This is a genomic window from Embleya sp. NPDC127516, from assembly GCF_044765325.1.
GTDB lineage: Bacteria > Actinomycetota > Actinomycetes > Streptomycetales > Streptomycetaceae > Embleya.
Window position 1 is genome coordinate 1 of the sequence record NZ_JBIWJT010000033.1, and the last position, 23,039, is coordinate 23,039.

Sequence of the window (23,039 nt, forward strand, 5' to 3'; positions counted from 1 at the left end):
TTTTCGGAGAGGCTCGCGGCGGTGACGGTCACGGCGAGGACGAGGCCGATCGTGTCGGTGAGGATGCCTCGCTTCCGGCCCACGATCTTCTTTGCCCTGCACGCGGTGCGCGGCCGGGAGGCGGCTTCCCCACGTATGTGGCCGGCGCCCCGTCGGAGGCGTGCATGACCGCAGCCGCCGCGAACGCCCTCACCACGCAGGGTTCGGCACAACGCGGCACGGTCGCCGCGGCGTTGGACTTCCTCGCGTCCCGACAGCACGAGGACGGCACGTTTTCTCCGGACTGGAGCAGCAGCCGCCACCACACGGTCTTTCGCGCGGCCCTCGCCGCCGCCGAGGACGCCGACGCTCCCGAAAGCTCCGCGCAGCGGATCACCGCGCGCTGCCGGCGCCTGGTCCTGAGCAGCCAGAACGACGACGGAGGCTGGGGCCAACAAGACGGGTCGTCCAGCGACACCTCGAGCACCGCGTACGCCCTGATCACCCTGACGGCCGTTGGCGGCCACCAGGCGCACGAGGCCGCCTGCGGGGGCGCCGCCTACCTACTCGGGCGGCAGCATCCGAACGGGTCGATCAACGACGGCATCTCCGACTCCATCGGACCCCGCCCCTTCGGTTTCACCGTCCCCCTTCTCGCCGATGCCTTCGCTCTCCTGGCCCTCGGCCACCTCACCCATCGACCCACCTCCAGGGAACTCGCGGCCGACAACCGCACCGGTCGGCCGACCCCGCCGGGACCACCCGCACACCTCGCCCGAACGCACGCCTGAACCACGAGAGCACCGCGTCCATGAAGCCGCGACTCGGCCCAGCGCGTTGCCCCGGCCCACGCTCTCCTCGTGACGGCACCGGGCCAGCGGTCGCCTCGGCGAGCTCCACAAACGCCGGCAGGGCCGGCCACACCCACGCCCACCTCGTCCGGAACCCGCTGCGGGGTCCGGAGCAACCGGCGACACCCGACGGCCTCGTCCAAGCCGGACGGGTCAGGTGCCGGAACTGCCGGCAGCGGCGAGGGCGTTGGGCAGGCCTTCGCCGGGTTGGGGGATCTCGCCGTAGTCCTCGTCGTCGTCCTCCACGCGCAGTCGGTGGACGACGGCCTCGAGGGCGTGGGGCAGGCGGGGCAGGTCGCCGCGGCGGCACTGTTCGAGGATCGCCGCGCGAACGCTCTCGGGTAACAGTGGCAGGTCGCGGGCGTCGTGTGGGTCGAGGGCGACGGGGGTGCGGGCGAGGTGGTGGGATTGGGCGAGCCAGTGGTGGGCGTCGCGGATCTCGCCGCGGGTGCGGTGGTCGAGGTAGAGGCAGTAGGCGGCGGTGTGGCTGCCGGCTCCGGCGGCGAAGCGCCACCAGAAGCCGGCCGCCTCGTCGTGGCCGGTGATGTGCAGCAGGCAGGCGAACACCAGGGCTCCCCGCGGCTCGATCCGGCGGTCGTTGACCAGCCGTGACAGGCGGTGTGCCGCGTAGGGGGAGGCCAGGACCATCGCGTCGGTCGAGCCGAGTTCACGCGCGGCGCGTTCGTGCCGCGACAGGGTCAACCCTCGGCCGAGGCGGCCGGCCTCGATCCCGGTGGGGGCGTCGGCGCGTTCGCGGGTGAGTTGCTCGCGGGCGGCGGCCACGTCCAGGTCGTCGTACTCGTGGGCGAGTACCCTCGCGTTCCTGAGTACTTCCTCGACCGTTTTGCCGTGGCCCTGCCTGCTGCGCACCGTGGGTCACCCTCCTTCGGGCTCCGTGTATTCCAGGCCCAGTTCGCGTGCGAGTCTGCGTCTGGCCCACCGTACGGTGGAACGGACCGTCGTCTGGGGGACTCCCATCAGTTGCGCGACCTTGTCGTCGGGGAAGCCCAGGACGTACCGCAACATGATCGCGTCGTACTGTCGCTCGGGCAGGCGCGCGATCGCGGCGAACAACCCGATCGAGTGCTCGAGTTCACCCAGTTCCTCCAACACGGACCGGCCCAGGGCGAGCGCGAACGCCGCCGTCTCCACCAACGCGGTACGGCCGGACCGACGGCGGCGGGCGACGTGCTCCTTGAGCAGCGCCCACGCGTGGGCGTCGACCGACGCGCACTCCAGGACCCGCGACCACGAATACTCCAGTTCACGGAACGCCGCGCGCACCGCGTCCTCGGCGAGGTCGCGCCGACCCAGCTCCAGGTGCGCGAACTCGTGCCAGGGCCGACTGTGGGCGTCGTGGAACGCCAGGAACGACATCGCGGCCAGGCGCCGCTGCGCGTCGTCCACCGACGACCCGTTGCCCGGGCCGGTCGTCTCCTCCTCGGTCACGGGCCACCCACCCCCACGGCCCGGGCCGCCGCGCCCCGGGCCGGAAGGGCTGTCCGCCGCCCGGTCGGGGCGGTGGTGGCGCAGGCCGGGGTCGAACGCTGTGCCCGCACAGGGGTGTTCCGGGCGGGGGCGTGTATCGCCAGCACCCAGAGCACCACCACGACAACATTGATCGTTGCCACAGGTTCCTCATTTCTCGTCGTCACCGCGCGGGCGCCTTTCGCAGGTGCCGGCACGGGAGCGGGACCCCTCGGTCCCAGGGAAAGCAAACCGCCTCGAACGCCTGATTGTGCAACACCCATGCTTACTCTTTGTGGGAAATAAATAGCTCTAAGTGTTGGACATATTGACTACTTCGGGCACCTCGTCGATCGATTTCTCGCATCACCCTCGCACGGAGCCCGATCACTGGTAGTGGGTCGTACCGCTCCACCTCGGGAGGTTCGTCCGCCTTCGGCAGGAATAGACCCGATCGCCTCGCGCCGGCGGGAACGGGGCGAGCAATTCCGGCGGCGCGTACGACCGTTCGTGTCCGCTCGGGATCCGCCACCGGATCGGCCGAGGGATCACGTCGGTGACGACGCCGGGGAGAGATCCGAGGCGAACCGACTCGCTCCGAAACCGGGCGTGCTTCGTCCAAGCGTCGGCCCCCGCCCGCTCCCCGGTGTCGAATGAGCAGCCATGGACCCCATGACCATGAGCGCCACCCGGATGTCCCGGAGCGTTCTCGGCCCGATGGTCGGCAGCCACTTCGCCCCCACCACCGTCATCAAGGTGGGCCTGCGCGAGGAACGCCGCGAGGCCTACATGCGGCTGCTCGACGCGCTGATGGACGCGATGACGGCCACCGGGTTCGTCAACGGACTCGCGGCCCACCGCATGAAGGAAAGCCGTACCGAACAGCACCTGAGCGAGCTTCTGCAGGCCGGCAACGACGTGGTGCGGACCCTGGCCGGCGTCCGCCCCGTGGGATCGGTGCCCGTGATCTCCGCCGCCGAGACCGCCGCGGAGGCGATCGCCGAACTCGGGGCAACCCTGGGAACGAACGGGTACACGAGCGCCAGCGCGAACGCCGCCAAGACCCAGGAGGCCCTCATCGACGCATGCCGCACGGATCTGTCCTATCGAGGCAGATGGTGGCAACTGCGCAGGCGTTGGATCAACCGGACGCCACGAGCCACGACCTGAGCGCACCCAGGACCGACGGCGGCGCACCCGCGCCGCGCCCTGACGGCAGCGTCGCCCCCTGGTACGGAGAAGTCGTGGTCCCGGGTTGACGACGCGTCAGCCGCGACCGAGGAAACGTCGGCGTCGTGGCGGCGGCTCGACGGCAGCCGGGCCCGTGGCCGGCGGGCGTCCTCCCGTGTCCTCGAACACCTTGTTCCACCGTTCCTGTGCCGTGCCGTCGGGAAGCCTGAGGGATGCGGATTCCAGCACGGCGAACAAGGGGGAATCGGTGTCGTCGGCGTCGCGGAGACGGCTGCGCGCCTCGACCAGTAGCTCGCGCAGTCGCACCTCCGAGGACTGCACGTTGCATGCGGTGAACATCGACCGGACGTTTTGGACAAGGCGCTTGCCGATGAGCAGTTCGGCCAAGTCGATGACGTCGGCGGGGGTGCGCATGGCAACACCGCGCAGCAGAGGATCGGCCCATTCCTTGCTGATGCGGCGCAACGCCCCGTCCGCTGGGGAGTGGTCGAAAGCCGGCGAACTGGTGGCGCGGTTGTGCGCGACCGCGATGAGGCGGGCGATGTCAGGGATGGGTTGGAGCCGTCCTGCGTACTGGAGCAGTTCGGATACGTCCGCGTGGCGTTCGACGGTGGTGCCGCGTTCGAGGGCCAGGGCAAGGAGGGGTAGTTCCATGATGTCGCGTTCGGCCGCGGCGGCGTGCAGGAGGGCGGGGGCGTCCTCGTGGTGGCCGTCGTGGCGCAGCTTCTCGATGCGGCGCAGCAGCGGGTCCTGTGCGTTTTCGCTGGGGTGTTCGGGTGGGGTGTCGGTGTCGAGGGTGGCCAGGGCGGCGGTGGTGTCGGCGGCGGCTTGTGCCCATCGTTGTTGGTCGGCTTCCTGCAGCCTTTCGAGGGCTTGGGCCTGGGTCAGGTCGCGTTCGAGTTCGCGGATGCGCTGCTCGGCCTGGGCCAGGCGTGAGGCCCAGGCGGTGTCGGCCTCGGCCTGGTGGAGTTCGGCTTGCTCGCGGGCGCGGTGTGCCTGTGCGAGTTCCTCGGACAGGTCGGCGATGCGGCGGGTGGTGGCCGCCTGTTCGGCCCGGTACCGCTCTTGGAGGACGTCGAGTTCGAACGTGCGGATGAGGAGGTGGTCGCGGGCGGTGTCGTACGTGGCGTACACCAGCGTCAGTCCGCGCTCGGTCTCCTCGGCCGTGAGCGGCGTCGTGGTCTCCTCGGCGACCCACCGCTGGAAGGCGCGCATCCCGGCGCGCTCGGGACGGGAATGGCCGGCGAGGTAGCGCGACAGCGTGCTTGCGCTGATGCCCAGCCCCGACGCGGCGTCCCCGTCGGTGGCGGACCTGCTGCGGGGCGAGGTCAGGACGCGGTCGACCAGGACACGGAAGTACCCGGCCAGTTCGGGGTAGACGGCGTCGGCGGGGATCGGTCCCCGATTCCGGCCCGCACGCCGCACCGGATCCGGCCGTTCCTCGATCTCGCTCACGACAGCCCCTCCCGATTGCGTGTCTGCATTTTGCCGCCCGTGGCGCAACAACGTCCTTGCGTTTAGCGCAAGATCGCCGCGTCCGGTGGTCTGGACACCCGGGCAGACACGCGGTCGGCCCGGCCACCACCACCTCGATCGGGGACCTTGTGGAAGCCATGAACCTGCTCGCCCAACTCCTCACCGGACTGCTCACCGACCTGCCCTCGGCACTGCTCGCCACCCTCGCGCTGCCCGCGCTGCGCCGACTGCGCCACCGCCGACGCGACGACGAGTGACACGGCCGAACCCGCGCACGCAACGAAGGAGCCCCCGATATCGGGGGCTCCTTCGCTTTTCGGCCCGGGACACCCACCCGCACCGGTGATGCCGGGCCACAGCCGCATAGGGCCATACACCTTGTATACAGCCGCTGTATGGGATGCCGGCCGTCGACGGCGCAGGATCGGAACAGACAGGCCCCGCGCGGGCGGTCTGCCCTCGCACCTGCTCCACTGCCGATCCCGGAGGGCCGCCGTGAATGATGTCAACCCCGACAATCCCCGACGCCCCCACCGTTGGCGCGCGTTCGCACGCGACGGTGAACTCACCATGGCCGCAGTCGTGTTGCTGTGCCTGGAGCAGCGGCCGATCCCGCTGCCCGGCGAGGACACCGCACCAACCGACGTCGACCGGGTCCTCAACGCCGCCCGGCGCCTGGTCGCGGCCGGAGCGGCCGGCCACAACGACGAACGCAGGGTACCTCGTCCCCCGCTACGACCTCCCCGCCGCGTTCAACGGCGCGGGATCGCGTTTCCGACAGCGGTATCCGGTACGGGCCTCCGGGGTGCGCACAGGGCCCGAGACCTGCGGTGACGCGCTGGCGAGGCGTTCGATTTCCGGGCGGTGGTTCGAAGGCGGGCCCGGCCTCCCGGCCGGGCCCGCCTGGTGTGTCGGTGACGTTCACCGGTGGTGTGAGTCGTGGTCAGTCGTCCTCGGTCGGGGAGGCGGTGGGGTGCGGCAGCGCGCCTTGGGGGTGCGCGACGCGGGGGGCGACGGGTGCGGACATGGGTCGGGGTTCGGGTCGGGGGTCGCTTCGGGGCGGTCGCGGAAGGTCGGGGAGGGGTTCGCCAGCGAGCCTCCTCGCGGCGTCGAGTCCGTGTCGTGATTCCTCGCACAGGCGGATGAGTTTCTCCTCGGCCATGGGGGCCTGCCAGAGCTGGAGGAGATAGGAGTCCCCGCTTCCGCGGCCTGCGCGTTCGTCGCCGCGGTTGTTCGCGTACACCCGCACCCGGTAGTCCCCGGGCCCGAACACGGCGAGGTCGCCGAACAGGAACGGATGCCGGGACTCGAGCACCCGCAGTCCACCCGAGGCAACCGCGACGGAAACCTCCGCAACGTCCTCCCAACCGGGCTCCAGAGGCGGCTCCCGGTCGAGAGTCTCGATGGCCAGCGGCACCTCCCCCGTGCGTGTACCCGTGGCGATGCGCACCTCCTCCCCACGGGCCGAGACCAACCCCGTCGTCAAGGACCGCGGCCAGTCCCCTTGAGGGAACTCGAAGCCGGGCACGAGGTAGAAGCTCCCGTATTCCGTGAAGACGGTGCCCTGTGTCCTGTCGGCCATACCGCCTCGCCTCCTCAAGGACCTGCTGCGACGTTGAACTTATCCCCCGCGAGGACGCGTTCGTTGCCGTAGAAGGTCTTGAGGGCAGCGCCGCCCTCGTCGTTCTGGCCTTCCGGAATGTTGCAGCGGGCCCACCCCTCGGGGCCCACATAACTGTTGACGATCGGGGTGTTCGGCCAGTTGAGCTGGCACCAGTTCCACGTGCGCGGGGCAAACGGTGTACCGCTCGTCGCCGCGCCCTCCTCCGTGGAACGGAACGGATACTCGTCGCATTCGTAGCCGGGCGGTCGGATGTAGGGGTCACCGCCGGGGCAGGCCCGGTCACCGTTTTGTTTGGACTTGGCGGTGTCGCCGTGCCGCGTCAGTTTGCTCGGCAGACCCGTGTAGAGAGCCCAGTTCACGTTCAGGGCGTTCAGCCAGTAGGTGGGATTGTCCGCTTGATCCGTGTCCAGGTAGAACAACGGCTCATAGCCGCCGAACACGCAGCCGGCGCCGGTGATCCCGATCAACTGGTTATCGCAACGGATACCCAGGGACTTCTCGATGCTGCTCCTGACCCCCACGCCTCCCGGCGGGTACATGCGCACGTCGACCTCGGCCCAGGCCACCCCTCGCGCCCCCGGAGCACTGGTCGTCGCGGTCACGCGGTAGTCGACCGTGGTTCCCTGGTGGAGCACCAGGGCCTTGGGAACGGGATTGGGCGACAGGTTGCAGAGTTGAGTGCAAGTCCCGTAGGCCGCCAGGGTTGTCGGCAATCCCAGGTCCTTCACCCGAAACGGCGTGATCGTGATCTGATATCCGGTATCGAGGCCCGACGTCGGAATATTCGCATATTCCACCTGGTAGTACTCCATCGACCCAAGCAATGCCCCGGTCTGCGCATCCACCACCGTGTACGTCGCCGTGGTCATGCGGCACGCGTCGCGCCGCGTGAACCACCAAGCCCCGTCCATGTGATCGGTGTTCGCGCACCACGACGGAAGAGGCAGCTCGGCCTTCACGCTTGCGTCGCCCGAGCCCTGCGCCATCGACGACACCTGCCGCTGCAGACCGGCCTTCGCCTCCGCGTCGAGGGGTGCCCGGACGCGAATACACGCCAATTGCCCACTACCGGCGGCTTTCGCCTGGGACACGGCCTCCGCCATGTTCGCGCAAGAGTCGGTCTCGGCGGGCCCGGGCACCGACACCGGACCCGTGTCCGGCTTCGGCATGGGTGGCGGTTTGGGCAACGACCGTTGCGACGACGCCGGCATCGACACCGACGCCGGTTCGGTGTCGACCGGACTCCCCTGGGCACTCACTCCCGTCAGCGCCAGCAGTGCCGCCGCCGCGAATGCCGAAATTCCCGTCCTTCTCATTCTTCGCACTCAAGCCCCCGCATTCTTGATCGGTTCGAACAAGCCGTTCGAACCTAGAGGCTCCGAGCACGCACGGGACAGTGAGTTTCGAGCCGGCATTCCAGACGGTTGGATTGCGTGATTCGATTACCCGATTCCCACTCGCATCGGTCGATACGGAAGCCGGTTCGTCGAGCCCCTCAAGGGCTTTCGCCGATGCACGTAGTCGGCACGTCCTACGCACCCGCGACCGGAAAACGAGCGTTCGGCGCCCGACCAACGTTCGATCGCCGGGTGCCGCACCGGCCGACCGGGCAACCGGCTGTCGAACAACGTGAACTTGTCAGTGGATCTTCGCCATCTCGGCAAGGCCGGCGACTGGGCGCACCGTCCGTTTCGGCGCGCACCAATTGCGGTCGACCGAGTCGTCCGCAAGGCGGGACCCCACCGCCGCCGGGCCCGGGGTGTGCCATGACCTGCGGCCTCGTGGTTCGTTCACCCGGGAGGAAGCGAAGCGCGCGGTGGTTCCGGACTGACGTACACGACGCGCGGCCACTCGTCATCCCGCACGTTCCGACCCGGACGGGCGCTACGCAGGCACGATCGTTGGCGACCGTGTCGTGTACCGGTCGACACACAGCGCTAGGGTCGCCGCGCCTTCGACGAGGGCGCCTCGCGCAGGCTCCGCACGAGCGAATCGAGCGGGTCGGGCTTTCCCAGCCGGGCGAGGTTCAGCCAGCTCAAGGCGGGACCGGGTGGGGCCTCACCTAGCGCCTTTGGAACCACCACAACACGCCGGCAACCAGTGCTCCCCCTCCAGCGGTGCTCACACCGTGGACCAGCCCGTGTGCGCCCGTTTTGGCCAACGCCCGGATGCGACGACAACGCCGGGGAACGGTGATCGGTTCGAACTCCTCTTCCCCGGCTTCGGGGGCGCGCCCGATGGTTGATGCCCTACGCAACATGAGGGTCCCGCCCTGATTGCTGCTGGCCATCCAGCAAGGTGCGCCCCAGAGCCATCAGTTGTCGTATGTCGCACCCAGGGGGCAACTGTCAACGTATCTGGCACCACAGGACGCACATCAACGCGCGGCCGCGGACGAACATCGGGTCGGTGATCGTCTCGAACTCCTCCCCTGCGGTAGCCCCCAGGACATCACCGATGTCGTGGAGGTCGTCCCGGGCAGCGATCAGTTCGGCGGCGGACACGTCGAGCCGGTCGGGCGGGACGTGGACGCGGGACGGCAACGGTCCGCTACTGGCGACGTTGAGGCCCGCCCCGAACGCCAGACCGACCGACGCACCGAGGTGCATGGGTCCGGGCGGGCCGGACAACCCCATGGCACCGACGATGTCGCGAACGAGTTCCTCGTCCGGATCGACAGGCGGATGGGCGATCGCGGTGAGGACACCGACCAGGACATCGTCGAGTTGGCGCATGCTCGCTCGAGGACGGACGCTGCGCAGGTTGTGCCGCATGTCACGGATGAAGGAACGCTCGGTGGCGACGATCGAGCGCGCCATCGCTTCGGCTTCCTCGAATTCGGCATCCAACAGCCAGTCATCGCCGCCCGAATGGCGGTGTGGCGCGATCCGTGCGACCAGGCTGCGATGGAATACGAGACACGCCTCGTGAACGGCGGTGGTCAGGACATGGTCGGGAACCGGTGCCCGGTCGAAGAACAAGAGCAACGCCAAGTCGTGCGTGCCGCGTCCGCGACGGCTGTGCCGGGCCAAGGCCCGAACGATCTCCACGGTCCCCGGCGGATACACGGTTTCGCTGCCTGCGTATCCCAGGCGCCGTACGACGGGCCGGGGCAAGAGTTCGACGCGGCGCCAGCGTTCGAGTTGGGCGGCGCTGATGGTCGAGCCGCGCTCGGCGGCCTGGTTGATCAGGTCACGGTCGGCGCGACTCGGTGTACTCCTCGTCATGGAATCGACGGTACGCAGCACCCTCCACAGTTTTCAGGCCCTTCAACGCGGGGGTCGAGAACGATCACGCATCTCGCTGCTTCATCTGTCGCTGGCTTCTTGATGAGCAGACGGCGCGTCAGCGGCGACCGAGGAACCGTCGGCGCCGCGGGTGACGGTTCGATGCCTGCCCGGCCCGTGTCCGCCGGCAGTGTCTCCGTAGCTTTGAGCAGCTTGTTCCACCGTTCCCAAGTCGTGCGATCGGGAGATTCCGTTGACGCGGATTTCAGCGCGTTGAACAGGGGGGACTCGTCGTAGGCGTTGGTTGCGCTGGCGGCCGCGCGTCTCCATCAACAGGTCACGCAGTCGCTCGTCCGAAGACCGCGCCTTGCATGCGATGAACAGCGCTTGGGCGGTTGCGCCGAGGCGCTTGCCGATGAGCAGTTCGGCTAGGTCGACGATCTCTGCGGGGGTGCGCACCGCAACGCCAGCCAGCAAAGGAGCAGCCCAATTCTTATTGATGCGTCGCAGTGCCAGGTCTGCCGGGGAGTGGGCGAGGTCCGGGGAGCCGGTGGCGCGGTTGTGTGCCACCGCGATGAGGTAGGCGAGGTCCGTTATCGGTTGGAGTCGTCCGGTGTGGTGGAGCAGTTCGAGTACGTCCTCGTGGCGTTCGGCGGTGGTGCCGGCCTCGAGACTCGCAGCCAGGAGGGGTAGTTCCATGATGTCGCGTTCCGCCGCGGCGGCGTGCAGGAGGGGGGACGTCTTCGTGGTGGCCGTCGTGGCGCAGCTTCTCGATGCGGCGGAGCAGGGGGTCGGGTGCGTCGTACGTGGGGGTGGTGTCCGTGTCGAGTGCGGCTAGGGCGGCGGTGGTGTCGGCGGCGGCCTGTGCCCATCGTTCCTGGTCGGCTTCCTGCAGCCTGGCGAGGGCGCGGGCCTGGGTGAGGTCGCGTTCGACGCGGGGCTTTCGACTGCCCCGCCGCCGCGCTCTCGGAGTGCAAGCACAACACTTTGCACTACTTGCACCTTTTTACTCGGATGGTCTTCTCATCGAACCCGCCCGGGCAGAGCATGGAAACAGGCCCGTTCCCCAGGCTCGGAGGTGTTCGTCATGGCCGAAGCGCCCGACGTCGCGATGGATTCCCGACTGTGGAAGCGCTACGTCAAGGAGGGCCGTGCCTTCGCCCACGAGGAGTCCGGCGCGCAGTTCGGGCTCGGGGACATCGCCCTGGAGATCGTCCCGCGAGGGACGACGGCGAAAGCGCCGTTCCGCATCCTGCACACCTACGCCGAGGACGTCGGTGTCGACGCCGAACAGCTGGAGCTCTACCGCCGCGTGTCCGCGGCCTGGCCCAAGAGTCGGCGCGACTCCCACGCTTGTTGGACCGTGCACGAACTGTTCAGTCTGCGGGACGACCGCTACGAACTCATCCGCACGCCCCCCGTCTACAAGCGCACCGGCGAACGCCGGTGGACCTGCGACGGCGCACGGCGGGCCCTGGGCAAAAGCGCGGGACGTCCATCCACGGTGGACGAACGCGCGACCGCCGCCATGAAGTACCTGCGCGACGACAAGGTCGTGCGGCGCGTGATGCACGACGACCACATCGCCACCAACGCGGCCCGCGCGGCCATGACCCGCCCCGAGGTCGCCCACCGCATGGCCGCCGACCCCCAGGTCCGCAAATCCCTGCGCCGCGCCGACGCCGAACGCGAGGCCCAACTCGAACAGGCCGTCCGCGATCGCAACCCCGCCCTGCGCGGCATGGAACACGGCGTGCTCGTGATGGACCTCGTCGGGTACTGCCAACGCTTCGTCGCCAGCATCAACAAGACCCTCGACGACATCGCCGGCAACCCCCTCAACGCCCGCGAGCGCACCGTTGTCGAGCAGCAGCTCGACCGCGTCGACGCCGCCTCCACCTTCTGCCGCAGCGTCCTGGCCACCGGCGACACCAGCATGGACGAACAACTCGAACGAATCCTCCGAGGAGAGGAACCATGACCGCCCGAAAGACACGCCAGGAAAGCGGCGAAGCCGTCCTGGCCACCATCAAGGACCACCCCGACGGCATCCGCCGCGTCGACATGGCCCAGGACTCCGACCTCGACCTGACCCCCGGCCAGATCGGCAACGGCGTGGTGTGGGTCCGCGAGGTCGGCGCCGCCCGCGAAGGCCTGCCCTTCACCTCCACCCGAGGCATCGGCTACCGCTTCTCCGACGACCCCGACGAATGGGCCGTCTACGAACGCCAGGAGATGCGCCGCTGCCTCACCACCCTGATCCGCCTCACCCGCGGCACCCTCGACCCCCACCTCCAACGCGCACCCCAGGACACCTTCGCCCGCATGCTCTCCAGCCAACTCACCGGCATGATCAGCACCTTCGAATACGTCCTCGCCCCCGAACCCACACCCCCACACCTCACCCACACCCCCGCCTGAAGGCCCCGAAGCGGTGAAGGCCCGACGGACCCCTCACGCCGGACCTTCACCACCCGCGGACACAACGCGGCAATCGGATCCCGCAGGGCAGGCCGCCACAGAACCGGCCCCGGCCTCGGACAAAACCGAATCGCTCGAACCTTTGTCGGGCCGCAAGCACCCAGGAAACCGAAGCTCGGGCGGGTGGCCGAGCCGGGGGCTCGGTATTCGAAGCAAGTCGTCGCCAAGGAGGCGCCCGGAGTCGGTCGATCGCGCGCCATACCACCAGCCGAATCCTCTCGCCCAAAAGGGCGCGGCCCGACGGCCGGACGGGGGTGAACGGGCGTCGGACCGCACAAGCGTCGACCACGGGGGAGGCCGGCACCAAAGGACATCTGCCCTCGGCCACGGATGGCAACACATCCACGACTTTGAGTGATCACCCGGCCGCTGCCGAATGGCTGGGCGGCGAGTCACGGCGTTCGTCGACTACGGAGCATCCGACGACCATCCCAAGCAGCCTGCGATGTAACAGACTCAGACCCACCAGGTGCATGCGGTCGTGGCTACGGCCCGCGTGCTTCATGCAAACGCGTCGACGGCACAGAGGTCGAGGTCGGCCTCGGCGCCGACGCGTACCGTCCCGGCGACCGTCCTGGTCCACTTTGCCTACACGCGTACATCGATGAACGAGGCCACTTCCGACTGGACGAATGAAGCAGTCGGGTCGGTGGGGGTGCACTCACGATGGGGAGACCCGTGCGTGATGACCGGCGAGTTCGGGCAGTGATCGCCTCGCTCAACATGACGGGTGTGATCAACGATCGGGAAGGGCCAGGGCGTTGACGTTGCGCCGGGGCCGGCGCGACTGCACGTTCTTGAGAGTCGAGTGTGGAGCGCGGAGCGGTCGTCTGCTCGTGGCGCCACGGCACCTTTGGGTCCGATTCCAACTGGTTTCGATGGTTCTAAAAGTGGCGGGCTCACTCTTTCGGGTGAAGTCCGTGCAAAAGCAAATGCCGAGCTTATGCCAGCTTTCGGGCTTCTCTCGTAACCCCCGGAGGCGATTCCATGCAAAAACTGCGATTTTCATGCGCCACACTGGAATGGTCATCGTCACGTTCCAAAGCAAATCGCTCTATGGCTGTACATATCGTCTTTTCATGGGCTGGCGATAACATGGCGCAGTCAGCAAGATGGGGACGCCGTCGGCTCGGATTTTTGGGTTCGGCGGGCGGGCCGGGGAAGTGCGTGAGCGGAAGGCCCCCGGGTCTCGAGTTCCACAGGGGCCTCCCACCTACCGGTTCGGCAGAGCGATGGGTTTCGGGGGTCCGGTTTCGTCGAACCGGACCCCCGACCCATCCCTCAGAGGAGGCGTCGCAGTTCCCCGACGACGGCAATCACCGTCGGTGCCCAGTCTCTTGTGCCCCGGGCGGTCCTGCGCGCGACCCTGCCGAGACTCCTCAGTCGTCGCCTCCAACGAGGTGTCAACTCGGAATCACCTGCCTTCCCGGATCGCGTGCCGGATCGTTCCGGACGTGTCCGCGACCCCGCGGGAGCATCGGACTGCCCGGGGTTACAGGTCGGCGCACTGAATGTACAAGGCGCAACTCACGGAAAGCGCCTGAATGATCACACTTGGTTCACTCGTACAGGTGAAACTTGATTACGGGCAATCCGCTTGAGCTGCATGTTCACAATGTGACCCACTCCACATTCGACGGAAATACAGTCCCCGCTTCGCACCTCGACGGCGCTTCGTATCGCCCAAAAAATGCGAAATGGTTCATACGAAGCGGCTTGCGTGGTTTCTCGGGTTGATCAGCCGCCCACCCGCTGTTTTCGCGCCTTCGCCCGGCCCGCGTGGCGACGACCGAGGCGCCGCTCGCGTCGATCCGTGCGGCGAACGCCCCGACCCGTCTCCGGGCACGGTCCGGGGCGTCCACCGCACCGGGCGAGGCTCACGGCACGTCGGTCGGCAACGGCAGCTCGTCGACGACGGCAAACCCGCCGACCATCTCGAGCATCCGCAGCGTGAACGGGCGCAGGCACACCAGGCGCATGCGGGTTCCGCGGCGGCCGGCGTGCTCGCGTGCGCGTACGAGGGCGCCGACCGCGCGGACGTCGAGGAAGGTCACCGCGCGCAGGTCGACGTACACGTCGCCGGCGCGAACGCCCTCCAAACGCGCGAGTTCGTGCTCCACCGGGGAGATGTTGGCGATGTCGATCTCGCCGCACAGGGTCACCACGACCCCGGCGTCGAGGGTTTGGGTCGAGGCCGGCGACCGTTGGCCTCCGGCCCCGCACACGCCCCGCGAAACGCGGTGGCGCGCCCCCGTCGAGGCCGGCCGGGTCCGGCGGATCCGTCGTCGGCGTTCGCCGCACGCGCCGCTCACGTGCTCGGGCACAGCAGGCGCGGCAGGCGGACCTTCGGTACGCAGATCTCGCCCAGTTCCGGGTGTTCGACGACCTCGATACCGGATTCGGCACCGGCCATGTTGGGAAGGCAGATCTCCCCGAACTCCGGGTGCTCGACGATCTCGATGCCGACGGCGGCACGGGCCGCCGACGTCGCGTCGTCATCGGCGATCGTCGCCGGGGCCGCGGGTGGCGCCGGGTTGTCGTGGAAGCGATCCCAGTGGGCGGCGGTCCCGGGCTCGCCCTCGACGTGGTTGAACAGGATCAGGCAGCGCACGGCCCCGGCCTCCTCCGCGCCCGCGGCGTACTGCCACCAGAACACCGCGCCGTCGGGGCGGCCCGCCAGGTACAGCAGGCAGGCGAACACGAAGGCGCCTGCGGGCATGGGGAGCTTCACGAAGTCCTCGAGGATCCCCCGGGTGGCGGGCCCGGAGACGACGCCGCGGCAGACGTTTTCCAGTGTCGCCGCGGCGCACAGCCGCGCGGCGTGGGCGTCGGCGAAGGCGGCCAACCGCGAGGGCCGTTCGCGGCGGTGCGCCGCGAGGTCGGCCAGGAGTTCGTCCTGGACGATGCGAGAGGTCAACCGCCGCATGGCCGCGTCGGTGTCGTGGGGAGCGAAGGCGCGGTCCATGACGCGACGGCGCTCCCGCAGCACCCGCTCGAGGGGACTCTGGCGGCTCATGTGTTCCCTTTCCGGGCGGCGATCCGTGTGGTCCGGGTGGGTTTCGGCATCCGGGGGCCCAGCGCGCGACGCAGCTCCTGGCGCGCGATGTGGATGTGGGTGCGGACGGTGGACGCGCTCACTCCCAGGAGTACGGAGACGTCCTGGAGGGGCAGCCGCATCTGCAGATGCAGCCGGACGCAGGCGCCTCTTCTCTCGGGCATGCCCTCGACGGCCCGATCGAGGAGGTCCAGGAGCTCGCCGTCGGGGACGCCGGCGTCGGGATCGTCGGGGGCGGCCATGGTGGAGACGAACTCCCGCGCGTCGGGGGCGGCGAAGTCGGTGGGGACCTCCCCGGCCCTCGCGCGGCGGCGCAGCAGATCGGCCGCGCGGCTCCTGGCGATCCGGTAGACGACCGCGTGTGGCATCTCCCGACCGCAGGCGTCCCAGCATCGATAAAGCTCGAACAACGCCTCGGACACCACGTCCTCGGCGTCGTGATCGGAACGCAGGAGCCGGCGTGCGTACCGCGTCAGGTGACGTTTGTTCGCGCCCCAGAACAGCACGAAGTCCTCGGGAGCACCGACGGGCGTCTCGTCCGGCCGGGGGCGGGCCCCCGGCGTCCGACGCGGCACCCGTCGCCGCCGGCGCCGGTCCACCAGCGTCGCGCCCAGCATCCGGAACGTGCGCTCGGCCCGGACGTCGGGGGCGATCAGCGTCCAGTCGTGGAACAGGTCCACCAGGACGTCGGTGACGACGTCGTCCGCCTCCGCGGCGCTCTCGCCGAACTCCAGGGCGTAGCGCGCGAGAAGCGGTTCCACCGTGCGGCAGAACGCCACATAGTCCTGCGGGAGGCGATTCGTCAGGTCGATCTCGACGGCCTGTTCGGGGTGATCGTTCACCGGCGACCGTTCCTCGCCGGCGTCCGCCACGACACGTCCCCCTCGCAGGGACCGCAAGATCGCCCGCACGCGATCACGTGCCCGCCCGAACACCCCACCGACCGGCCTATGACCCCCCACGCCCGCCTGCCACTCGACCCGAGCATGTCGCTCAACACACTTCCTCTCCTCTCCCGTCGTCCGATCGGCTCCCGCTCGCCGACGCGCCACACGAAAAGCGCCGCCGGGCACAGGCGCCCTCGCTCGGTACTTCGTTCAAGGACCCCCGTCTGTCAAAGTCGGTCACGCAAAATCTTCGGCCGATCACGCAATCGGCAACACGTTCTTGTTTCACCAGCCCGGATACGGGTGGAATACGAGCAATAGTCGAATTCGACCTCTCACAGGCCACGTTCACACCCCGATCGAACACCGAACGCACGAACCACTCCCCCTCACGACCGAATCGGACCGAAAACGCGTACAGTCGGAGTACATCCCACAAAAGTGGTCGGTCCACGACGGTGATCCGCTGCTCGGATGCGCGGATAGACGGCGCCGAGATCGCGTTCGTCCCGGGCGTGCATGTCGACGCCAGGGGCTGCGCCACCTGCCCCGACACCCGCAACTGCACCCAGAAGGGCCGGACACGACGGAATTGGTTGTTCTTCGCAGACGACGGTGGATCGCCCCGATTGACCCGCCCGTCCTGACGTGTGTGGCTCGGACGACCGCCGGCCGACAGTGCCGGAACCCGTTGGAGTACGGGCAGGTCCTGAACCCGATGGAGGTGCAGCGGGGCGACGCGGGATACGTCTACGCGTACATGGCCTTCGCTCCCAACCGCAAAGAGCAAGAGCGCTGGCTCGCCCAACACTGCGCCACCCACGACGGCGTCGATGTCACCCCGCCCGAGATCCGGCCGTTCCGACTCGCCACCGACGAGGCCCTTGTGCAGCAGTACCGCCACGACGCCCTGGTCGACTGAGGTCGGCCGCACCGACCCCGTATGAGGTCGGGTTCTTGAAAAAGCCTGTCCGTCGTCGACCGGTGCCGTGGGTGTGGTGCGGTCACGTCCAGATGCCGAGAGCGAGGATCACGAGGGTGGTGAGGGTCAGGATGAACAGGCCGCCGCACCCGTCGCCGGAGCCGGCCCTCTTCCGCGAGCGCCTCGATCCACTCGGTCGTTTACCGCTGGAGTGCTTGGCGCAGTAGCGCTCGCCGGGCCGGGCGTTGTTGCCGCAGCTCTTCCCGCCCCGGCTGCCCTTCGTCGACCTCGGGCAACTGCCCATGACCGTCCCCCTTCGACCGATGGTCACCCCATGTTGTCGAACCCTCGCGCGGCGTGCGGGACTTCGCCCAGACTGGACCATCGGGGTGGTCCGACGAAGGGGGAGGTCGGCATGGCTGGCGCATGGCGTGGCGATGGGGGCACCGGGCGGTATCCGCGGCCGCCGGTCCCCTCGCCCGAGGGATCGTTGCCCGCGGTCAGGACCGACGGTGAGGTCACCGACCGGACGCCGGATCGCGGCGCGGTTCAAGAGGTTGCGCAGGTGCACGCGGCCGGGGTGTTGCCCACCGACCCGTCGGGGACCAATCGGGAGGGGTGCTGGGACCTGCTCGGTCCCAGGACGCGGGAGCGCCTGGAGGCGCAGGCCGGTGGGCGGTGGGCGTGGTGGGGCGAGCTGGACGAGGACGAGTACCCGGAAGTGTTCGTGTTCGGGCCGCTGGGCATGTGCCGGGCGGCATCCGTCGTGCGGGAGGGTCGACGCGTGTATCTGGTGGAGCGGGTGCGGTTCGAGCCCGACGCCCTGATACGGCGGTCCTTCCACCGGGACGCGCCGGACCCTCGGGGCAGGACATCCCGGTTCTTCCGACCCCGCCGTCCTGTTGGCGACACCCCGGTGCGGGATTCGTCGTCGACTCCGGCGGTGCCGGCCGATCTGGGCTTGGACGATCGGGACTCCGGTGTGTTGGGGAATCTGCCCGCGCGAGTGCAGGAGTTCCTCCAACAACCGTTCCTGGGCGAGGACCAGGGCGTGGTCGCCAAGTGGTACTACGCCGCCCGCGACGGGGAGACGGACCGCCAGACGTGGATCGTGTTCGCCCTGATGGGCGATCGCGACGTCACCGTCGCCTCCGGCGTGCGCACCGTGCCCCACCGGGTCCCGCTCGAGCGCGCCGGGTGGGAACTCGACTACTACCACGCGCCGGTACGCCGCCCCCGCCCCGCGCCCTGACCCGACGCGCGGTCGGCGACCCGCCCGGTGGGTGCCGAGGTTCGGGTGTCGGCGGTCTGTCGCTCGGGTCCGGTGGTGCGTCACGCTGGTGCGGGGAGCGGGGCGAGGGGGCCGTGATGGGCTGGTTCGGGCGGTACAGGGGCGACTTCTACTTCGAGGAGGTCGTCGGCGAGGGCGTGATCTGGCCCGCGTACACCGACGACGACGGCGTGGTGTTCCTCGACGTGGACGAGGACGTCGAGGTCGTCATCGACGGCGTGGTCCTAGGCGACGAGATCTACGACGCGTACATCGACGAGCGGGGCCGGCTCCGGCTGGACGAATGAAGCCGTCGACAGCCGGGTGCCCGGCAGGGAACGATGGCCGAGGGGCGGGCCGGTCGTGGGAGTTCAGTCTTCGTTCGACAGCAGTTCCCGGTACTGCGGGCAGTCGATCGCATGCCATTCGCGCACCACGACCTCGTCGCCAGCGACGATGACCTCTGCGTGCCACGGAAGACAGTCGTGGCAGGGCCAGATCTCGTACGGTGTGCCGTCCGCGGTCTCGGCCGGCAGGTCGATCGAGCCGACCGGAGCCGAGAACGTCGCGTTGCGTCGTTCGGATGCGTCTGCCATCGGACCAGTGTGCTGCCTGTCATCGGCGCTCGCGGCGCCGAGCGCCTGCACTCGTTGATCGCGGGCTACGCATCCAGCGAGGACTACGAGCACACCGCGATCGAAGCCGTCCGCCGCGACGACATCCCCAACATCACCGTGCCGCTGTACGTACAACCCCCACCGAGGGTGGGGCACGCTCCGCCGCTGTCCGCGGTCAGTTGAATCGGGATGCCGCCGAAGGCTCCCGGTGGCATCCCGGTTGGTAACTCCCGCTGCCGATCTCGTCGATGGGTTCCTGCAGCGGCCTGTGCTCGCTGCGGAACCCCGGGGCTGTTCCCCGTGGTGGCGGTGCCGTTCCAGGCGTGGCCTGGTCCTCGCTGCGAACATGCGGTCACGCCATTCACGGACTGACGATCGGGTGCACGAGTACGGCGGTCGAGCAGTGGGGGGACTGGCCGGGGCGTTGGACGGTCACCGAATGGATCAATGAAAGTACTCCGGGGGTTCGAGGTGGTGTCACTTTCGCCGCAGCAGTCGCAGCACGGCGGGTCAACCGATCACGGTCGGATCGCGAACCCGAGCGTTACCTCAGTCGCTGAAACGAACAGGCCTCCGCTCCTGCCCGATTCGTCGCCGATTCCGCCGCCGCTGCTCCATCGTCGTCGTCTACTCGGAGGGCGGAGGAGATACGTACGGAAGGGGCCATTCGTCGATGGAGAGTCATCGGACGATCGCGGGTGTATCTCACGCAGTGTGAGACTCGGCGCGGCGATACGATCATGATTCTTCCGCGTGTGTGACACCGGGCCGTCGGGGGCCTGTGGGTTCGGCCCGCGTTGTGGTGGTGGGGGCGTGGGCGTTGACGACGATCGAGCGGACCGCGTACCCGCGTTTCAAGCGGTTGATCTCGACCCGGGAACTGGCGGAGTTCTACACCCCCTCGGTGGACGAGGCCCTGTGGGCCCGCGAGCGCACCCGCAACCGGCCGCACCACCTGTTGGCGTTGTTGGTGATGTTGAAGTCCTGTGCTCGTCTGGGGTGGTTCCCGCGTCTGGAGAAGGTGCCGGCCGTCGTGGTCGAGCACGTTCGGGAGTGCGCGGGGTTGCCGGTGGGCACGGTGGCGGGGCTGGACTCGACGCGGACGGCGAAGCGCTATCGGGAGGCGGTCCGTTCCCGGTTGGGGTTGGCGTTCGATCCGGAGAAGGGCCGGTTGTTGGCGGCCGGGGCGATGGAGCGGGCGGCGGTGGTCAAGAGCCACGGCGCGGACCTGGTCAACGTCGCGTTGGAGGAGATCGTCCGGGCGGGGTTGGAGTTGCCGGGGTTCTCCACGTTGGACCGGATGGCGGGCACGATCCGCACCCGGACCGACAACGGCCTGCACGCGCGGATCGTCGCGGCCATGAGCGGCGAGGCGCGGGCGCGTTCGGCCTTGTTGCTGACGGTCGCGGCCGGTGAGCGCACCAGTGGTTTCGACGCGTTGAAGACGCCGGCCCACAAGGCGACCTGGTCGCGGTTTCGCGAACTCGCCGAGCGGGTGGAGTGGTTGGACGGGCTCGGTGACACGGTCGCCTGGACGGCCGGGGTCGCGCCGGCCAAGGCCGCGGCGTTCGCCGCGCAGGCCCGGGTGTTGTCGGTCGGCGAGATGTTGGACATCGTCGAGCCCAAGCGGACCGCGATGGTCGCCTGCCTGGCCGCGGAGGCACGGGCGCGGGGAAAGGACGATCTCGTGGTGATGCTCTGCAAGCGCGTCGCCCGGCACCAAAAGCGCGCGCGGGAGCGGTTGGAGGAGCTCCAGGCGCAACACAGGTCGCTGACCGAGCAGTTGATCCGGTCCTACCGTGACGTGCTCGACGTGCTGCGGAGTTCCCCGGACGGCGGCGGCGAGGCGGGCACGCTCGACGACGCGTTCACCCTGGCCGAGGCCCGTGCGGTGGTCGAGCGGGCGGGCGGCTTCGACGCCCAGCTCGCGGACATCGAGGCGGTCGCGGCCCACGCGGGCGGGAACCACACGGCGTTGGTGGAGCGGTTCTTCCGGGTCGACCGGCCGACGATGCTCAAGCTCGCCACGAAGCTCACCTTCACCGCGACCTCCGCCGATCGCGCGGTGTTGAAGGCCCTGGATCACGCGGTCGCGCACTGGAACCTGACCCGCGATCACATCTCCGACATCCCGCTGACCTCGCAGGACGCCGGCGAGGACGGGGAGGTCGAGCGGCTGGACCTGTCGTTCGCCTCGAAGAACTGGTTGCGGACGGTCTACGCCAAGGACCGGCCCGGGATGATGGTGCGCCGGCACTTCGAGGCGATGGTGTTCTGCCACCTCGTCGAGGAACTGCGTTGCGGGGACGTCGCGGTGGTCGGCGGGCAGGAGTACGGCGACTGGACGAAGATGCTGCTGCCGTGGGAAGACTGCGAGCGGCTGTTGGACGAGTTCTGCGCGGAGGCTGGGCTGCCCGCGGACGCGAAGGCGTTCACCGAACAGGTCAAGGCGCGGTTGACCGAGGCGGCCGAGCGGGTCGAGGCCGGATATCCGGACAACGCCGACCTGGTGATCGACCCCTTCACCGGTGTTCCCTCGCTCAAGCAGCGCCAGGGTATCGAGCGCACCGCCTCCGCGATCGCGTTGGAGGCGGAGGTCTCCCGCCGGCTCCCGGAACGCTCGATCCTGGAGGCGCTGGCCCGCTCCGCGCACTGGAGCGGCTGGTGGCGCCGACTGGGGCCGTTGTCGGGCAGCGACCCGAAGTTGAAGCACCCACTGCCCAGATACGTCCTGACGGCCTTCACCTACGGTTGCAATCTGGGCCCGGCGCAGGCCGCTCGGCATCTGCGCGGGACGGTGACGGCGCACGAGTTGGCCGCGATCGCGCAGCGGCACACCACGGCGGCGAACCTGGGTCGGGCCGGCGCGGACATCGTGGACAACTTCATGAACCTGGACATCACCATCGCGTGGGGTGACGGGTCCGCGGTCGCGGTGGACGGCACGATGATGGACACGGCGATCGACAATCTCCTCGCGGAGACCAGCATTCGCTATGGCGGATATGGAGGCATTGCCTACCATCTGGTGGCCGATACCTATATTGCTCTCTTCTCCAGATTCATACCTTGCGGGGTCTGGGAGGCGGTCTATCTGATCGACTCCCTGCTCGCGAACACCTCGCAGGTCAAGCCCGAACGAGTACACGCCGATACGCAAGGCCAGAGTTTCCCTGTCTTCGGTCTGGCGCACGTCCTGGGCATCGATCTCCTCCCGCGCATCCGCAACTGGCAGGACCTGACCTTCCACCGTCCGGACGCGAAGACGAAGTACACGCACATCGATGCGTTGTTCAGCACCGACCCCAGGACCGCGGTCGACTGGGGCCTGATCGAGCGTCATTTCCGGGACCTCATGCAGGTGGCAATCTCCGTCAAGGAGGGCACCGTCTCCTCGGTGACGCTGCTGCGACGGCTGGGCAACCACTCCCGAAAGAACAGCATCTACCGTGCCTACCGGGAATTGGGGCGCGCGGTTCGCACGATCACGCTGTTGCGTTACCTCTCGGATCCGGCGCTGCGCGACCAGATCGCGAAGGCCACCAACAAGGCCGAGGCATACAACGGCTTCACCAAGTGGCTCGCGTTCGGCAACCACGGCATCCTCGGCAGCCGCGACCCCGAACGCCAGGAAAAGGCCGTGAAGTTCCTCGACCTCGTCGCCGGTTCGGTGATCTTCTCCACCGCCGTCGACATGACCCGGGTCCTGCGGGACATGGCCCGCGCGGGCCGGACCGTCGACCCCGCCGACCTCGCGGTCCTCAGCCCCTACCGGCGCGAGACCATCCGCCGCTTCGGCGACTACAACACCGACAAACTCCACATCCCACCCGCACCCGTCGACCCCCACCTCGACATACCAATCCGCCGAAAGACACCCGACCGCCATCACGGAAGGAGATGAGGAGGATGATCAAAAGCTGTTCGGCCGGCCAGGAGGATGATGGAGAAAGAATTCTGGTTGACCATGTTCGGATCGATGACGAATTCGT

General features: G+C 68.8%; 22 protein-coding genes and 1 pseudogene. 10 read left to right on the forward strand and 13 right to left on the reverse strand.

Annotation, left to right across the window (positions count from 1 at the left end):
- A pseudogene (locus ACIRL2_RS41195) lies at positions 1 to 95 on the reverse strand (IS5/IS1182 family transposase); the annotation flags it as partial.
- A gap of 69 nt (positions 96 to 164) precedes the next feature.
- Between ACIRL2_RS41195 and ACIRL2_RS41200 the strand changes: the two are divergent.
- Positions 165 to 770, forward strand: a complete 606-nt coding sequence (locus tag ACIRL2_RS41200) for a prenyltransferase/squalene oxidase repeat-containing protein (RefSeq protein WP_402239305.1) — start codon at positions 165 to 167, stop codon at positions 768 to 770.
- A 213-nt stretch (positions 771 to 983) separates the two neighbouring features.
- Here ACIRL2_RS41200 and ACIRL2_RS41205 read toward each other — a convergent pair whose 3' ends face one another.
- Both ACIRL2_RS41205 and ACIRL2_RS41210 read right to left on the reverse strand, forming a co-directional pair.
- Entirely contained in the window at positions 984 to 1,700 is a 717-nt protein-coding gene (locus ACIRL2_RS41205; RefSeq protein WP_402239308.1) for a hypothetical protein, read from the reverse strand.
- A 6-nt stretch (positions 1,701 to 1,706) separates the two neighbouring features.
- Complete coding sequence (locus ACIRL2_RS41210; RefSeq protein ID WP_402239310.1) at positions 1,707 to 2,279, reverse strand: RNA polymerase sigma factor; 573 nt, start codon at positions 2,277 to 2,279, stop codon at positions 1,707 to 1,709.
- Positions 2,280 to 2,960: 681 nt separating this feature from the next.
- On the opposite strand from ACIRL2_RS41210, the gene ACIRL2_RS41215 reads away from it, so the two are divergent.
- Positions 2,961 to 3,467 carry a hypothetical protein gene (locus ACIRL2_RS41215; protein ID WP_402239312.1) on the forward strand — a complete coding sequence of 169 codons (507 nt, stop codon included), beginning with the start codon at positions 2,961 to 2,963 and terminating at the stop codon, positions 3,465 to 3,467.
- A gap of 96 nt (positions 3,468 to 3,563) precedes the next feature.
- Here the strand turns inward: ACIRL2_RS41215 and ACIRL2_RS41220 are convergent, their stop codons facing one another.
- The 3 genes from ACIRL2_RS41220 to ACIRL2_RS41230 all read right to left on the reverse strand — a co-directional run bounded on the left by ACIRL2_RS41220 (position 3,564) and on the right by ACIRL2_RS41230 (position 7,691).
- Positions 3,564 to 4,943, reverse strand: a complete 1,380-nt coding sequence (locus tag ACIRL2_RS41220; protein ID WP_402239313.1) for a hypothetical protein — start codon at positions 4,941 to 4,943, stop codon at positions 3,564 to 3,566.
- Positions 4,944 to 5,907: 964 nt separating this feature from the next.
- The gene (locus ACIRL2_RS41225; RefSeq protein WP_402239315.1) at positions 5,908 to 6,546 is read right to left on the reverse strand and encodes a hypothetical protein; all 639 of its coding nucleotides are present in this window, start codon (positions 6,544 to 6,546) and stop codon (positions 5,908 to 5,910) included.
- A 14-nt stretch (positions 6,547 to 6,560) separates the two neighbouring features.
- Complete coding sequence (locus tag ACIRL2_RS41230) at positions 6,561 to 7,691, reverse strand: hypothetical protein (RefSeq protein WP_402239316.1); 1,131 nt, start codon at positions 7,689 to 7,691, stop codon at positions 6,561 to 6,563.
- On the opposite strand from ACIRL2_RS41230, the gene ACIRL2_RS41235 reads away from it, so the two are divergent.
- Positions 7,690 to 8,025, forward strand: a complete 336-nt coding sequence (locus tag ACIRL2_RS41235) for a hypothetical protein (RefSeq protein WP_402239319.1) — start codon at positions 7,690 to 7,692, stop codon at positions 8,023 to 8,025. The two genes, ACIRL2_RS41230 and ACIRL2_RS41235, sit on opposite strands and share 2 nt — an antisense overlap.
- A 911-nt stretch (positions 8,026 to 8,936) precedes the next feature.
- On the opposite strand, the gene ACIRL2_RS41240 is transcribed toward ACIRL2_RS41235, so the two are convergent.
- Together ACIRL2_RS41240 and ACIRL2_RS41245 are read right to left on the reverse strand one after the other, a co-directional pair.
- The gene (locus tag ACIRL2_RS41240) at positions 8,937 to 9,815 is read right to left on the reverse strand and encodes a hypothetical protein (protein ID WP_402239320.1); all 879 of its coding nucleotides are present in this window, start codon (positions 9,813 to 9,815) and stop codon (positions 8,937 to 8,939) included.
- 81 nt (positions 9,816 to 9,896) lie between these two features.
- The gene (locus ACIRL2_RS41245; RefSeq protein WP_402239322.1) at positions 9,897 to 10,514 is read right to left on the reverse strand and encodes a hypothetical protein; all 618 of its coding nucleotides are present in this window, start codon (positions 10,512 to 10,514) and stop codon (positions 9,897 to 9,899) included.
- 388 nt (positions 10,515 to 10,902) lie between these two features.
- Between ACIRL2_RS41245 and ACIRL2_RS41250 the strand changes: the two genes are divergently transcribed.
- Both ACIRL2_RS41250 and ACIRL2_RS41255 read left to right on the forward strand, forming a co-directional pair.
- Positions 10,903 to 11,796, forward strand: coding sequence for a DUF6192 family protein (locus tag ACIRL2_RS41250; RefSeq protein ID WP_402239324.1), 894 nt, complete (start codon positions 10,903 to 10,905; stop codon positions 11,794 to 11,796).
- Positions 11,793 to 12,236: a hypothetical protein gene (locus tag ACIRL2_RS41255; protein ID WP_402239327.1), complete on the forward strand. Its 444-nt coding sequence runs from the start codon at positions 11,793 to 11,795 to the stop codon at positions 12,234 to 12,236. Before ACIRL2_RS41250 ends, ACIRL2_RS41255 begins: the two co-directional genes overlap by 4 nt.
- Positions 12,237 to 14,173: 1,937 nt before the next feature.
- Here the strand turns inward: ACIRL2_RS41255 and ACIRL2_RS41260 are convergent.
- From ACIRL2_RS41260 to ACIRL2_RS41270, 3 genes are all read right to left on the reverse strand, one after another.
- Positions 14,174 to 14,461 (reverse strand): STAS domain-containing protein, encoded by a 288-nt coding sequence (locus ACIRL2_RS41260; RefSeq protein ID WP_402239328.1) that lies wholly within the window; start codon positions 14,459 to 14,461, stop codon positions 14,174 to 14,176.
- 143 nt (positions 14,462 to 14,604) lie between these two features.
- Positions 14,605 to 15,312, reverse strand: coding sequence for a hypothetical protein (locus ACIRL2_RS41265; RefSeq protein WP_402239330.1), 708 nt, complete (start codon positions 15,310 to 15,312; stop codon positions 14,605 to 14,607).
- Positions 15,309 to 16,193, reverse strand: coding sequence for an RNA polymerase sigma factor (locus tag ACIRL2_RS41270; RefSeq protein ID WP_402239333.1), 885 nt, complete (start codon positions 16,191 to 16,193; stop codon positions 15,309 to 15,311). Before ACIRL2_RS41270 ends, ACIRL2_RS41265 begins: the two co-directional genes overlap by 4 nt.
- A gap of 697 nt (positions 16,194 to 16,890) precedes the next feature.
- Between ACIRL2_RS41270 and ACIRL2_RS41275 the strand changes: the two genes are divergently transcribed.
- Complete coding sequence (locus tag ACIRL2_RS41275) at positions 16,891 to 17,160, forward strand: hypothetical protein (RefSeq protein WP_402239334.1); 270 nt, start codon at positions 16,891 to 16,893, stop codon at positions 17,158 to 17,160.
- Between the two features lie 82 nt (positions 17,161 to 17,242).
- Here ACIRL2_RS41275 and ACIRL2_RS41280 read toward each other — a convergent pair whose 3' ends face one another.
- Entirely contained in the window at positions 17,243 to 17,464 is a 222-nt protein-coding gene (locus tag ACIRL2_RS41280) for a hypothetical protein (protein WP_402239336.1), read from the reverse strand.
- Positions 17,465 to 17,650: 186 nt separating this feature from the next.
- Between ACIRL2_RS41280 and ACIRL2_RS41285 the strand changes: the two genes are divergently transcribed.
- Positions 17,651 to 18,412: a hypothetical protein gene (locus ACIRL2_RS41285; protein ID WP_402239339.1), complete on the forward strand. Its 762-nt coding sequence runs from the start codon at positions 17,651 to 17,653 to the stop codon at positions 18,410 to 18,412.
- Between the two features lie 116 nt (positions 18,413 to 18,528).
- Complete coding sequence (locus ACIRL2_RS41290) at positions 18,529 to 18,738, forward strand: hypothetical protein (RefSeq protein ID WP_402239342.1); 210 nt, start codon at positions 18,529 to 18,531, stop codon at positions 18,736 to 18,738.
- Positions 18,739 to 18,801: 63 nt separating this feature from the next.
- Here ACIRL2_RS41290 and ACIRL2_RS41295 read toward each other — a convergent pair whose 3' ends face one another.
- Positions 18,802 to 19,026 (reverse strand): hypothetical protein, encoded by a 225-nt coding sequence (locus ACIRL2_RS41295; RefSeq protein ID WP_402239344.1) that lies wholly within the window; start codon positions 19,024 to 19,026, stop codon positions 18,802 to 18,804.
- Positions 19,027 to 19,035: 9 nt separating this feature from the next.
- Between ACIRL2_RS41295 and ACIRL2_RS41300 the strand changes: the two genes are divergently transcribed.
- Entirely contained in the window at positions 19,036 to 19,230 is a 195-nt protein-coding gene (locus ACIRL2_RS41300) for a hypothetical protein (protein ID WP_402239347.1), read from the forward strand.
- A gap of 637 nt (positions 19,231 to 19,867) precedes the next feature.
- Positions 19,868 to 22,951, forward strand: a complete 3,084-nt coding sequence (locus tag ACIRL2_RS41305; protein ID WP_402239350.1) for a Tn3 family transposase — start codon at positions 19,868 to 19,870, stop codon at positions 22,949 to 22,951.
- The last annotated feature ends 88 nt before the right edge of the window (positions 22,952 to 23,039 follow it).